General features: G+C 56.1%; 14 protein-coding genes. All 14 read right to left on the reverse strand.

All coding sequences use genetic code 11. From position 1 onward, the window contains the following. Position 1: 1 nt before the first annotated feature. The 14 genes from COMA1_RS11625 to COMA1_RS11685 all read right to left on the reverse strand — a co-directional run bounded on the left by COMA1_RS11625 (position 2) and on the right by COMA1_RS11685 (position 13,510). On the reverse strand, positions 2–883 hold the full coding sequence (locus COMA1_RS11625; protein WP_090748607.1) for an MBL fold metallo-hydrolase: 882 nt from the start codon (positions 881–883) through the stop codon (positions 2–4). Positions 884–891: 8 nt separating this feature from the next. After that, the gene (locus tag COMA1_RS11630; RefSeq protein WP_090748609.1) at positions 892–1,527 is read right to left on the reverse strand and encodes a DNA-3-methyladenine glycosylase family protein; all 636 of its coding nucleotides are present in this window, start codon (positions 1,525–1,527) and stop codon (positions 892–894) included. Further along, positions 1,511–1,894, reverse strand: a complete 384-nt coding sequence (locus COMA1_RS11635) for a Rid family hydrolase (protein WP_090748880.1) — start codon at positions 1,892–1,894, stop codon at positions 1,511–1,513. The genes COMA1_RS11630 and COMA1_RS11635 overlap by 17 nt, the downstream gene beginning before the upstream one ends. 15 nt (positions 1,895–1,909) lie before the next feature. Beyond that, a complete protein-coding gene (locus tag COMA1_RS11640) occupies positions 1,910–2,641 on the reverse strand; it encodes an SDR family NAD(P)-dependent oxidoreductase (protein ID WP_090748611.1) in 732 nt (243 codons plus the stop codon). A 39-nt stretch (positions 2,642–2,680) separates the two neighbouring features. Continuing rightward, positions 2,681–3,271 carry a nitroreductase family protein gene (locus tag COMA1_RS11645; protein ID WP_090748614.1) on the reverse strand — a complete coding sequence of 197 codons (591 nt, stop codon included), beginning with the start codon at positions 3,269–3,271 and terminating at the stop codon, positions 2,681–2,683. A gap of 1 nt (position 3,272) precedes the next feature. Then, positions 3,273–4,685, reverse strand: a complete 1,413-nt coding sequence (locus COMA1_RS11650) for an efflux transporter outer membrane subunit (protein ID WP_090748616.1) — start codon at positions 4,683–4,685, stop codon at positions 3,273–3,275. Between the two features lies 1 nt (position 4,686). After that, positions 4,687–7,857: a multidrug efflux RND transporter permease subunit gene (locus COMA1_RS11655; RefSeq protein WP_090748618.1), complete on the reverse strand. Its 3,171-nt coding sequence runs from the start codon at positions 7,855–7,857 to the stop codon at positions 4,687–4,689. A gap of 9 nt (positions 7,858–7,866) precedes the next feature. After that, a complete protein-coding gene (locus tag COMA1_RS11660; RefSeq protein WP_090748620.1) occupies positions 7,867–9,039 on the reverse strand; it encodes an efflux RND transporter periplasmic adaptor subunit in 1,173 nt (390 codons plus the stop codon). Between the two features lie 24 nt (positions 9,040–9,063). After that, positions 9,064–9,207: a hypothetical protein gene (locus COMA1_RS21085; protein ID WP_176698004.1), complete on the reverse strand. Its 144-nt coding sequence runs from the start codon at positions 9,205–9,207 to the stop codon at positions 9,064–9,066. After that, on the reverse strand, positions 9,204–9,647 hold the full coding sequence (locus COMA1_RS11665; RefSeq protein WP_141654320.1) for a hypothetical protein: 444 nt from the start codon (positions 9,645–9,647) through the stop codon (positions 9,204–9,206). Before COMA1_RS11665 ends, COMA1_RS21085 begins: the two co-directional genes overlap by 4 nt. Before the next feature lie 167 nt (positions 9,648–9,814). Next, positions 9,815–10,957 carry an ABC transporter permease gene (locus COMA1_RS11670; protein WP_090748624.1) on the reverse strand — a complete coding sequence of 381 codons (1,143 nt, stop codon included), beginning with the start codon at positions 10,955–10,957 and terminating at the stop codon, positions 9,815–9,817. Next, positions 10,954–11,895, reverse strand: coding sequence for an ABC transporter ATP-binding protein (locus COMA1_RS11675; RefSeq protein WP_090748626.1), 942 nt, complete (start codon positions 11,893–11,895; stop codon positions 10,954–10,956). The genes COMA1_RS11670 and COMA1_RS11675 overlap by 4 nt, the downstream gene beginning before the upstream one ends. Beyond that, the gene (locus tag COMA1_RS11680; protein ID WP_218055363.1) at positions 11,892–12,881 is read right to left on the reverse strand and encodes an HlyD family secretion protein; all 990 of its coding nucleotides are present in this window, start codon (positions 12,879–12,881) and stop codon (positions 11,892–11,894) included. The genes COMA1_RS11675 and COMA1_RS11680 overlap by 4 nt, the downstream gene beginning before the upstream one ends. Further along, positions 12,881–13,510, reverse strand: coding sequence for a TetR/AcrR family transcriptional regulator (locus COMA1_RS11685; RefSeq protein WP_090748628.1), 630 nt, complete (start codon positions 13,508–13,510; stop codon positions 12,881–12,883). Before COMA1_RS11685 ends, COMA1_RS11680 begins: the two co-directional genes overlap by 1 nt. Positions 13,511–13,662 lie beyond the last annotated feature (152 nt).

Here is a 13,662-nt window from a genome sequence, read left to right on the forward strand (position 1 = left end):
GTTAGGACGCGATACCACGTCGTTGACGACGTGAAACAAGAGCTTGTAACTGTGCCTGCATGTCCTCGACCGATAGGCGTACCCGGTCCCCGTGCCCAGCCAACACCCACTCAAAACGATGATCCAAGAGCTTCTCGATCGAATCAAGCAACGCTGCTTTGTTCCAAATCAGACGCGTGGGAGCCTCCAGCGCCTTTATATGGGGGTTCCACCAGAGATGATCGCCGGTAAACAGAAAGGTCTCCCGATAGAGCAATGCCATGCTGCCCGCCGTATGGCCAGGCACGGGAATAATCTGGAAATCCGATCCGATTCGGCTTGCCTCCTCTCCATCGACCATCTGTTCCTCAGTTGGGGCCGCGTTCCCATCCGCCCGATGAATGATTCTCTTGGCGCCGAAATGGGCCGCATACTTGTCCGAATCGGCCACATCATCTTCATGCGTGAGAAAGATATAGGCAATGCCGCCCCGTCGCTCGAATGCCTCAACGAGATGCTTGATATAGCGAGGAGAGTCGACCAACCAATTCCCATCCGGATGTTCGATCAAAAAGCTGTTGGCCCCGAACGACTTCTCGGAGTTGAAGCCGCAATAACTCACACCATCATCGATAGACAATGGAAAGCTTGCCATCGCTGTTTCAAGTAAGGCTTTGTCGCTCTGCTCGGTCCCGATAGCCCCGACAGGACAGGCGAGCAGGGCCTGATAGGCTCGATGAATGTCCGGTCCACTCATCGGCTGATGACTGACTGCCGAATATCTGCCGATTTCCTCAAAACTCACCGGCGCCAGCTGGCGACAGGTGTCGCAGTTGATACAGGTCGCATCGACATAAAAGTTGCCGGGGATGTTGGAGTCAAGCCGTTTGTTTCGATCCGCCATTACAAGACCTACTTCGCCTGCTTTTCCCGATCCGCCGTTTGCCAGAGATACCAAGCTGCTACTGTACGATAGGGCTTCCACCGTTCGCCATACTGAAATATCTGTTTAGGCGTCGGCATCGAGCGACGTCCGTACGCAATCCGAAATCCATTCCGCACACCAAAATCATCGACCGGAAGCACATCCGGTCGGCCGAGTGAAAAAATCAGCAGCATCTCGACCGTCCAACGTCCAACCCCTCGCACCTCGACCAATCGCTGGATAATCTCGTCATCTCCCAGCTTCTGAATGACTCGACTCGCCGGTACCGTGCCGTCGAGCGTCTTGGCGGCGAGATCACGCAGCGCTAAGATCTTTGCGCGTGAGAACCCGGCCGCTCTCATCGATCGCATGTTCATCGTAAGAAGGTCATCGGGACGAGGGAACTTCCGGCGGGGGAAGAGCGCGACGAACCGCGTGAGGATACTCTCGGCTGCCTTGTCATGAAGTTGTTGGTGGGCGATCGCGCGAACCAGTGATTCGAATGGAGACCGACGGAGGTTTGGCTGTAACGTGCAGGGGCCGATGCCTTCAATACACCGACGCATGACCGGGTCGACTGCCGCCAGATGCGCGACAGCGGGGTCGCTACCCGATAACGGCATCAGCTTCAATTTCTACGAGCATATCCGGGTCGATCAACCGCTTCACTTCGACCATCGTCGTCGCTGGTCTGATGGTGCCGAACACTTCTCCATGCGCTCGCCCGACCTCTTGCCATTGATCGATATTCGCCATGTAGATCCTGGTTCGGATCACGTCGGACAAGGACGCGCCGGCCTGCTGAAGAGCCGCTTCGATCGTCTTCAAGGTTTGAATGGTCTGCGCATAGGGATCTCCTTTGCCGACCAGCCCGGAAGGAGTCATTGCCGTCGATCCCGACACCGAGATATGACCACCCACCCGCACCGCTCGTGAATAGCCGATCTTCCCTTCCCACTGACCACCGCTTGAGATATTGTGTCTCGCCATCATCCCACCATCCTGTTACATGACGATGCCGCCACCAGCTTGTATCGTTTGCCCTGTCAGCCACCGTGCTTCTTCGCTGACAATGAATGCCACTACGTCGGCGATATCTTTCGGACTGCCAAGTCGCTTCAGTGGCGTTAGTTGAATACCGACCTGTCGGTATTCGTCTGTCATCATACCGGTCTCCGTAAAACCAGGTGACACCGTATTCACCGTCACTCCTTTCGGAGCTAATTCCTGTGCAAGCCCTTTGCTGTATTGTTCCAAAGCCGCCTTACTCCCCAGATAGGCCGTTGCCCCAGGGAAACTCAAATGCGTTCCGCAGGTCGAAATATTGACGATACGCCCACCCTCTTTGAGCACACGGGCTGCTTCCTGCATCGCAAAGTATGGTCCCTTCGCATTGAGCGCGATCACGCTCTCGAAGTCCTCCTCCGTCGTCTGTTCGAGGGATTTGGGCATAAACTTTCCCGCATTATTCACCAGAATATCTAGCCGGTTGAATTGTCTCACCGTATCAACCACGAGCCGACGCGCATCTGCGACCTGGCCCATGTCGGCCTGGGTTGCGAGGGCTTTTCCGCCCTTGGCTTGAATCACCGTGACCACTTCCTTCGCTTTGTCCTCGCTCCGATTGTAGTTCACCACGACAATGGCACCCTCGTCCGCCAATCGCTCCGCAATGGCGCGGCCGATTCCACTGGAGGCACCTGTCACAATCGCGACTTTCCCGCTCAATGATTTCATTGATACGACTCCTCGTTCAGATCGAGTATGGTGCTGTGCTCAGTACGGAGTTCCCCACTGACCTGAAAAAGTCCACTCGCCGATCGGGCGACGACTCCTCGGTTGGAGTTCCCGTTCGCGCAGTTGGTCGGAAAGGACATCTGGGTTACCAGGATAGCCGATTGCAATGATGGCAACCGGTTCATAGCCGGTAGGAATCTGAAGCTCCGCTCGAGCCTTTTCCACATCAAATCCCGCCATCTGACGGGCCATCAATCCATGGACCCCCGCTTGCAACACAAGATTCTGCGTCGCCAGACCCGTATCATGAAACGCATGCCGATTGGGTCTTCCATTGTACTGAAAATGCATGCTCGCGATAGAAAGCACCAAAACCGGTGCACGAAAGGCCCATCGGCGATTGCCTTCCACCAGACACTCGAATAGTCTGGCCCAATCCGCCTCATGATCCTTCGTCGCCACGATAAATCGCCATGGCTGTTCATTATTCGAGGAAGGCGCCCATCGAGCAGCCTCAAACAACATTCGTAATAGGTCGGTCTCGACAGACCGATCATCGAAAGCACGAGGGCTCCACCGACTGGCGAGTAACTCATGAATGGGGGGTTGAATATGCCCCTGCTGATCCACGTTAAGACCCTTTATTCTCCTCGGCTGACGGCTTCTCCGGATTCCATCCGCCACCGAGCGCCTTATAGAGCTGCACAGTCGACGCCAATAATAACCGGCGTGTACTCGTCAAGGCCAGCTCCGATTCGAAGAGATTTCGACGCGCCACCAGCACATCCAGATAATTCGCCAGCCCCCCCTTATAGCGCAATTCAGCCAACTTGAGCGCCGACTGTAATGCGGCAACCTGTTGCTGCTGCGCCTCACCCTGCACACGAGCCGTACGCACGGCGACCAGCGCGTCTTCAACCTCGCGAAAGGCCGTCAAGACCGTTTGTTGGTATTGCGCCAGCGCTTGCTTGCTTTGCGCCTCGACGGCTTCCTGTTGAAAGCCCAACACTTGCGCGTTTAAGAGAGGCGCAGCAAGTCCAGCGCCAAACACGCCAAAGCTCGAGGGATCATTGAAGATTAAGGATAATTCGGGATGAGCTAAGCCGGCTAGTCCGGTCAACGTAATTCTCGGAAACCGTTCCGCCTTGGCCGCGCCGATACGAGCCGTGGCTGCCGCCAACTGTTGCTCGGCGACCAAGATGTCAGGCCGCCGCTGCAACAACTCAGATGGGAGACCGGCAGGAATTGTGGGAGGCACGATCTGTTCATCCAATGCAAGACCGCGTGCAATACTAACGGACTTCCGTCCCAGCAAGACGCTCAAGTGATTCTCAGTTTGGCTCATTTGCCGCTCAAGCTCCGCCGTACGAGCTGCGGCATTCGCACGCTCCGCTTCAAACTGATCAGCGTCCAGTTTCGAGGTCATCCCTTGGCGCAGCCTGGCTTGGGCGATCCGTACCGACTCTTCCCACGATTGCAGCGTCCGCTTTGCGATATCGAGCTGCAGGTCGAACTGGCGCAAGTTGAAATACGCCTCGGCAACCGCACTGACCAGTTGAATCGTCACAGCCCGGCGGTTTTCTTCCTTGGACACCAGATCAGCACGCGCCGCTTCATTCATGCGCCTGACTCGACCCCACAGGTCAACCTCCCAGGCCAGATTACCAAACAGGTAATAATTGAATGGGCTCGCAAAACCAGGAAAGAGGAAGTTCGCTTTCCGGCTAGCCGGCAAACTCGCTGTGGCCGTAAGGCCAGGCACATAGTCCATTTTCGCAACCAGAGCCCTCGCACGAAACTCTTCGACGGTTGCGACCGCCCGCTGAAGATCCCGGTTTTCAGCGAGCGCCATCCGAATGAGCTGTTGAAGCTGCTCATCGCGAAGGAGATCCCACCAAGGCAAGTTGGCCAAGGACGGCAGTTCCGAAGAGCCGTCGGCCATTCGGAAGCGATCCTCGCCATCGGCCGGAGGTCGCTTGTAATCAGGTCCTATCGAACAGGACAGGAGCAGCAAAGACAGTCCGATAATCGTAATCGTACGCACGTTAGGCCTTCCCCTCTGGTGACGGCGCCTCAGCAAGCTGAGTTGCCGTAGCACCGGTATGAGCTCTACCTGGAGCCCACTTACGAATCACGGCATAGAATAGGGGAACAAAAAAGATGGCCAGGAACGTCGCTCCCAACATTCCACCCAACACACCGGTGCCGATCGATTGACGGCTTGCCGCTCCGGCGCCACTGGCGATGACCATTGGAAACATACCAAAAATAAAGGCCATCGAGGTCATGATAATCGGTCGGAAACGCAAGCGCGCGGCTTCGACGACCGCCTCAATGAGGGGGCGCCCTGCCTCGTATCGGGTATTCGCGAACTCCACGATCAGGATCGCATTCTTCGCCGTCAACCCGATCAAGGTCACCAGCCCGATCTGGAAATAGAGATCATTCTCGAATCCACGAAGCCACACGGCCGTCAGCGCACCAAAAATCCCGAATGGAACGGCCAAAATCACCGCAAACGGTACGACCCAACTCTCGAACTGGGCCGCCAAGACCAGGAACACCATCAACAATCCAAGGATAAAGACTTGATTGGATTGCCCGCCGACCCGGCGTTCTTGAAACGAGATGTTACTCCAATCAATAGCATATCCCTGAGGAACCAGCACCTCTTTCGCCACTCGTTCCAGCGCTTCCAACGCCTGCCCTGAGCTGAACCCTGGCGCGGCCGCGCCCAGGAGCAACGCCGTGTTGTACCCATTGAAGTGGTTCACCGGGTCCGGTCCGCTCTGGTACTCCGCCGTCACAATCGTGTCGAGCGGAATCATATTGACGCCCCGTGCACTCGAGGCTCTCACATAGATATTCGACAGGTTTTGCGGTGTCGCGCGAAACTCGACATCGGCTTCGGTCTGCACATGATAGACGCGACCGAACTTAATGAAGTCATTGATGTAAAAATTACCGAAGTACGCCTGGAGCGTATCAAAAATGTCAGAAATCGGTACGCCTAGCGCTTTCGCTCGCTCCCGATTCACATTGGCGTAGAGTCTCGGTGAGGAGACGCGGAAATTGGTTCCGACCCGCCCGATCGCCGGTTCTTTCTGGGCGCGTTCGACGAATTGCTGCGCCACCATGGCGAACTTCTTAAAGTCGCCGCTGCTGGGATCTTGGATTTGAGCAGAGAAACCGCCGACCGCACCGACACCACGAATAGCCGGAGCATTGAAGGCAAGAAGCAAGGCTTCCGGAATCTTCGCAAACTCTCCGTACGCCGCACCCACCAACGCCTTCGCATGGTACTGAGGCTCAGGCCGTTCATCCCAGAGTTGTAGTGGGACAAACATGGTCGCCGAGTTCGGTCCTCTCGTCCCGAAGACGAAATTCTGCCCCGTCAGTGCGTCGGTGGAATGGACAGCCGGAATGGCCTGAAAAAATCGTTCGATCTTTTCGAGGACTGCCACCGTCCGCTGCTTCGAGGCCCCGTCAGGGAGTTGCGCGATCACGATGAAGTACCCTTGGTCTTCCTCGGGTAAAAAACTTTTCGGCAACTTCTCAAACAGTCCGATCGAGGCAATCAGCAACAGCACAAAGACCGCCATGACACGAATCGGCCTCACGAGCAGCGCACCTGTGATACCTGTGTAGCCCTGCTGGGTCCGGTTGAATAGGCGATCGAACCAATCCCAAAACCCGCTCCGTTTCCCCTCGTGGGATGTCAACACCACCCCACAGAGCGCCGGGCTCAGCGTCAGTGCGACAAACCCGGAGACCGTCACGGAAATTGCGATCGTCGCGGCAAATTGTTTATACAGAGCTCCGGTAATCCCGCCGATAAATCCCACCGGCGCAAAGACAGACACGAGCACCAACACGATGGCGATGATCGGCTCAGTCACTTCACCCATCGCCCGCTTGGCCGCTTCTTTCGCCGTGAGGCGGCCTTCCCGCATATGCCGTTCGACGTTCTCCACCACGACAATGGCGTCGTCCACCACGATCCCGATCGCAAGTACCATTCCAAACAGCGTGATCGTATTGATCGAGAAGCCGAGGGCATAGAGACCGATGAATGTGCCGATCAGCGAGACAGGAACGGCCACGGTTGGAATAATGGTGGCGCGCCAAGTCTGAAGAAACAGATACACGACGAACACGACCAGCACCATCGCTTCCAGCAACGTCTTGACCACTTCCTTAATTGAAATCTCAATAAACCGCGTGGTGTCGTACGGTGTGTCATACGACACGCTGGGAGGGAAACTCTTGGCCAGTTCATCCATCTGAGCCCGCGTGCGCCGCACGGTATCGAGCGCATTCGCTCCGGGTGACAAGAACGTCAGAACAAAGGTCGTCGGTTTGCTGTTCCATCGACCTTCGAGGCCATAGGCTTGGGCCCCCAACTCAATACGGGCCACGTCCTTGAGCCGCACCGTCGAGCCGTCGGGAAGGGCGCGCACAATGAGCTCTTCAAAATCCTTGACCTCGGTCAAGCGGCCTTTGGTGATGATGGGGATCGTCAGCTCCGTCCCCTTTGGGGCCGGTTCACGCCCGATCGTCCCTGCCGGATAATCACGATTCTGCTCACGGATGATGGCCGTGATATCACTCGGCGTGAGATCCAGCTTAGCCATCAACAGCGGGTTCAGGATGATGCGCATGCTGTAGTTTTGCTGACCAAACACCAGCGCATCTCCGACGCCCTTGACGCGCTTCAGATCATCGACGATCCGCAGCGTGGCATAGTTAGAGAGAAAGACGGCATCGTGCCGAGGGTCGGTCGACTTGAGCGCCACCACCAACACAAGATCGGGGGACATCTTTTTGACCGAGATGCCCTGTCGGACGACTTCCGGAGGCAGCTGAGGTTCGGCGAGCTTCTCCCGATTCTGCGTCTGGACTTGAGCAATGTCAGGATTCGTTCCGATTTCGAACGTCAACTTGATCGTGACATGTCCGTCGTTACTGCTGGTCGACTCGTAGTACAGCAGATTGTCGATACCCGGCAGGGTGACTTCGATCGGACGTGCGACGGCTTCCGCCGCGACTTCAGCGCTGGCGCCTGGATAATCCGCATCGATCTGAACCACCGGTGGAGTAATTTCCGGAAACTGCGCGATCGGCAGAAACTGCATGGCCAGCAGTCCCATCACGACCACAAAAATCGACACCACCGAAGCAAAAATCGGCCGATCAATAAAAATGTGCGAAATCACGGTTGTTCCTTATTGAGGACGAGTAGGAGTAGGCTCCGCATTGGCGGCAACCCAGGGAACCGCATTGACTGACGCGCCAGGACCGATCTGCATGATCCCATTGACGACCACCCGATCGCCGGCATTCAGGCCGTGATCGATGAGCCACTGGTCCCCTTTCCAATCCGACGCCACGACGTCTCGAATCTCAACCTTTTCCTCACGGTTGACCACAAAGACGAACGGGCCCTGTGGACCTTGTAACACCGCTCGCTGCGGAACAAGGACCGCATTCGTTTTCGTATCGCCCGTGAATCGGACTTTCACAAATTGCCCTGGGAGGATGATCCGATTGGGATTCGGAAACGTGATCCTCGTTTGGCGTGTACTGGTTTCCGTCCGCAGGCCAGGCTCTAAGAGATCGAGCACGCCTTCCTGGGGATAGACCGTCCCATCCATGAGTGTCAGCCGGCCTCGCAATTGATAGTCTCCCGGATGAGCGATCAGCTTCGCTTCAATGTCTCGTCGACGTTTCAGGATGAACGTCTCCGGCACGTTCACCACCACGTACATGGGATCGACTCGATGGATCGTGGTCAAGAGATCGGTTTGAGCCGAGACCAACCGTCCTTCATAGTACCGACTGCGCTCGATAATCCCACTGATCGGCGCGGTGATAAGCGTATTGTCCATGTCGAACTGGGCCTTGATGAGATCAGCCTGCGCCCCTTGCAGCGCCGCATTGGCGGATAACTCTTGCGCGATGGCATCGTCGACATCTTTTTGGCTCACCGCCTGCTCCGCAAGCAATGGCTTGACCCGTGCCAAATCCTGTCTGGCCTGGACGCCACGCGCTTCCGCCTGCGCGATCTTGGCCTTGGCACTCGCAACCGCAGCCTTGAAGGGCACCGGATCGATTTGATAGAGGCGATCGCCCTTTTTTACATCGCGGCCTTCAGGATAGAGCACCGCCTTCAAAATCCCCGTCACTTGCGACCGGATCTCGACCGGACGGGATGCCTCCGCTCGACCGATAAACTCCGGTTCATCGGGAAGAACTTGGGTTTGAACCGTGACGACTTCCACCCGAGGCATCGGCTGCGCCGGCATCGAAGCGGTCTCTTGGTTACAGCCGGCCAGTCCAATTGCACCCAACACCCATAATGTTGCAATATGTGCCTTCAATTGATACCTCTTCTCCATACTACCGACCCCACTTGGCAATCCCTACGCCTCTTTTTCTCCGCACAGGAGAAAGGGAGCATTGTACTGAGGAGCATGCAACGGCGGCAAGTCCAAGCCAGATAGGCCTCCGCGCCGACTGACAATACGACGACAACCTAAACCAGCAAGATCTTTCGGCATCATCATGAAGTCATTCCATCTCCATGCTGCCCCACTGAATCAGTACGGCCCACCTTTGCAATATCCTTGATCAGACACCTCGTCAAACAGCCGGACCCCCGCAATTCCACTCCATGCTGCCACAGCTGAGTTAACAACAGCTTGCCCTCCGCATCAATAAACGTGACACCGGTCAAATCAATGTGTTTGCACGGCTGCTGATGTTCAACGATGCATCGGCAATAGGTCCGCAGCTCCTCGACCCAGGGACCAGCAAGGCGCCCTTCCAGTACAAGGGTCAGGCCTTCCAGCACCAGATCTTGTTGACTCGTGATCTTGAGCACCGCCTCCCCCCGTTCACCTAACCGTCTACCCCGCGAGGTCTGCACCCCAGGGATTGTTTTACCAATCCAGTATCGCAACTTGTGTTCCAGCAACCGATACGGCAATGAGTTGAGAGAAGTCATTGAATACATATGGACACTAGCCCTCGGAGAAGCAAAGAACTACCGTAGACCGTCATAAATACTGCCGTCCACACGGCACACTGCCGACCCATCGGCACCATATCGCTCGATCCCCAGCCGGACGGAGCAACGGAGAATATCAGTGAGACAGGGAACTGCCTCACAAGCTAGTCCAGCGTCTGTCGATACCGCTTCACCCCAATCATCAACACCACGAGGGCAAACAGCGCGATCTGCCAGAGTTGCAGCACCACTTCCTCCACTCCGTTTCCCTTCAGCATGATCCCTCGGACAATTCGCAAAAAATGCGTCAGCGGCAGCATCTCACCGATCGACTGCGCCCATTGCGGCATACCGCGAAACGGAAACATAAACCCCGACAGCAGCAGGGACGGTAAAAAGAAAAAGAAGGAGAGCTGCATGGCCTGCAGTTGGTTCTGTGCCAGCGTGGAAAACGTGATCCCCATCGCCAAATTCGCCACGATAAAGACCAATGCCGACACAAAGAGCATTGGAATATTGCCTGTCACCGGCACGCCGAACAAAAAATGCGCTGCCAGGAGAATGAGAATGACCTGGATATAGCCGACCAGGATATAGGGCAACACCTTCCCGATCATCACCTCAAACGGCCTCGTGGGCATCGACAGGAGATTTTCCATCGTGCCTCGCTCCCGCTCACGGGTGATGGCCAGCCCGGTGATCATCACCATCGTCATTGTCAGCACCACCCCCATCAGGCCAGGCACGATGTTGTACTGGGTGATGGCTTCCGGGTTATACCTGGCATGCACGCGCAACTCGATCGGCTCGTCTCCACGCGCCATATAGGCCAGTGCTCCCCGCAGATCCTGCTGGAGCGCCGTCGTGACCAACACACGTAACGAGCCGATGGCATTGCTCGTCGCTGCGGGATCGGTCGCATCCGCTTCGACGAGGATTGCCGGGCGTTCACCGCGAAGCACGTCCCGCGAGAAATTGGGAGGGATGTTGATGACGAACTGAGCTTCCCCCCGTGCCAATACTTCCTCGGCTTCCTGCTCAGTCTTCACCTCTCGAACAAATTCGAAGTACCGGCTGTTGCGAATCGCTTGCAGCAGAGTCCGCCCCTGAGCACCGTAGTCGGCCATCAGCACTGCCGTCGGCAGATGTTTGGGATCAGCATTGATCGCAAAGCCGAAGAGGACAAGCTGGATCAATGGGACACCAATCATCATCCCAAACGTCACGCGGTCGCGGCGCATCTGGATAAATTCCTTCACGACGATGGCCCAGAATCGGGATAGCCCAAATGGCGAATGCGTCTTCATGATGCGAAGTTGTCCGACGACTGTTCCATCAGATGGATGAAGACATCTTCAAGGCCTGCGTCGACCCGATGCCAGTCATAGGGACTGGTGCGATATGCTGCCACTGTCGCTTCGAGCGTATCCTGATCGACGCCGCTGACGTGGAGTCGATCTCCAAACGCGACGGCCTGCTGAACCCCGGGCTGCCTTCGAAGCTCCACCGCCAATTGATGAAGATTGGGACCGCTGACCGACCAAGTCGTCAGTCGTGCCTGTTGAATGACATCGGAGACTGTTCCATCGGCGAGCAGCTTGCCGTAGGAAATATACGCCAACCGATGGCATCGCTCAGCTTCATCCATATAATGGGTGGTAATCAGAAATGTCAGTCCATCTGCAGCTAACTCATGGATCTGCTCCCAGAACTCTCGTCTTGCTTTTGGGTCGACCCCCGCGGTCGGTTCATCGAGCAACAATAATCGTGGTTGATGGATCAAACAGGCAGCCAGTGCAAGGCGCTGCTTCCATCCCCCTGAGAGTTGTCCAGCGAGCTGTTCTCTCCGACCAACCAACCCTAACCGTTCGAGACTCCGCTCCACGGCAACTCGTCGATCAGGAATCCCGAACATGCGCGCCACGAAATCCAGATTCTCCGAGATACTCAGATCCTCATAGAAGCTGAAGCGCTGCGTCATATACCCGACAGCGCCTTTGATGGCTTCGCTCTGGCGAATAACGTCATAGCCTAAACAGGTTCCACTGCCTTCGTCCGCTCGAAGCAGGCCGCACAGCATGCGAATGAAGGTCGTCTTGCCGCTGCCGTTCGGACCGAGAAATCCATAAATCTCTCCGCGCCGCACTTGCAGGCCGATATGATCGACTACGGTACGGCTCCCAAACCGCTTGGTCATTCCGCTCACATCAATGGCCAATTCCTGTTTGTCGACGACGGCCGTCATTGAATCCCCTTGAACTGCACGTCCACCGGCTGACCAGGATGCAGATTGACCGCCACAGTCTGGTCGAACAGCACTTCGACCAGAAAGACCAGCTTGTCACGACTACCCTGGCTATAGAGCACCGGTGGCGTATATTCAGCTTTTGGTGAAATGTAGCCGACCTTTCCACCAATCGAGCCCTGCACCCCATCAACCATGACCTGTACGGTGTCACCAAGCTTGATCGTCCCAAGCTTCATTTGAGACACAAATGTGCGAACCTTGATGTGGTCGGGAGGCAACAGCACCACGACAGGTCGACCTGCCGGCACCCATTCACCTTCCCGATATAGGGTGTCAAAAACAAACCCAGCCTTGGGCGCGACTTGATGCTTTTGGGCAAGATCCCACTCCGATTTGGCGAGCGCTGCCTCCTTTACTCGCACCTCCGCTTCGGCCGCAGCAACTTGATCCGTGCGAGAGCCTAAGAGCGCTGTATTCAAATCTGCTTCGAGTTGTGAGACCCGCTGCTGGTTTTGATCCCGTACCGATCGGGCCCGGTCAACCTCCACCTCCACCGCTGCACCAGGCACCACCGTGAGCGCTTCCTGACGAGCCACTTCCCGTAGGGATAGCTGCAGCGCCGCTTGGGCTTGTTGTAATTGCGCCCTCAGAGAGGCAATCTCCGAGGGCCGTTTCCCTTTTCTCCGATCTTCGAGATTCGCCCGTGCTTGACTCAGCCTCCGCTCCGCTTCATCCCTTGCAGCCTTCTCTGACGCTTGCTCCAGTGCAAAGAGTGGATCGCCGGCATTGACCTGTACACCACGCCGCACAGATAGGGTGGCTAGGGCTCCGCCGTAGGGAGAGGCTACATAGACGTACTCTCCTTCCACATAGCCCTGAACGAGGTCGGAGACAGGCGGATCACAACCCATCAGAACCGTAACGACCGCCAACAGACATACAATGGAGCAGAATTCGTTCACACTCCGTCGTCGATGATCCATCAGGTTACCGCTTTCCCTTTGGGAAGCAACACACCTTCCAAGATGAGACGGATGACGGATGAATAGCCTCGCTCTACCGTTAGACCAAGCTCCATGAGCTTGGGTGGATTCATGATGCCTTGGACGGCACCTAGCAAAATTTCGATGATGAGGTGGGTCGGAATATCCGTTCGAATCACACCGGTTTCCTTGCCATCTTCGAACAGTCCGCCGAAATAGCGACGGATCAGCTCACGACGCCGTTGTTCGATGAACTGGAACAGTTCCGGCGCCTCGCGCCCGAGATCTCTGACAAAGGCCGGTTGAATTTCTGTCGTGTGCCGCTGTACACAATCGAGAAGCTGATGGAGCGCAACCTCGACATCGGCAACTTGATCCCTCGCCACCCGTTCGAGATCTTTTTCAACCTCGCTGAATTTGTCCTTCAACACGGCCTCAAGGAGCGCCGTCTTGCTCGGGAAACAGACATACAAGGTCTTCTTGCTGATGCCCAATTCGGCAGCCAGGTCATCCATACTGACGGATCGAAAGCCATGGGTGAGGAATTGGCGGCGAGCCACGGCAACCACTCTCCGAACCCCGGCTTGATCGACTGCTGGTTCTTGCGGTTTAGGCTTTCGAGTCGGCATAAGGCACAAGAGATACTACAGAAACTAATAAGGTGTTATCAGTTCCCTTGTGGATCTGTCAAATCATTCTCCATGGCAATCATGACCCGCAGATTCCCCAGTCTCCTGAAGAGCTTGAAATACTGGAGGTTCAGAAGCTGATGCTTTCCCTT

Source organism: Candidatus Nitrospira nitrosa, assembly GCF_001458735.1.
Lineage (GTDB): Bacteria > Nitrospirota > Nitrospiria > Nitrospirales > Nitrospiraceae > Nitrospira_D > Nitrospira_D nitrosa.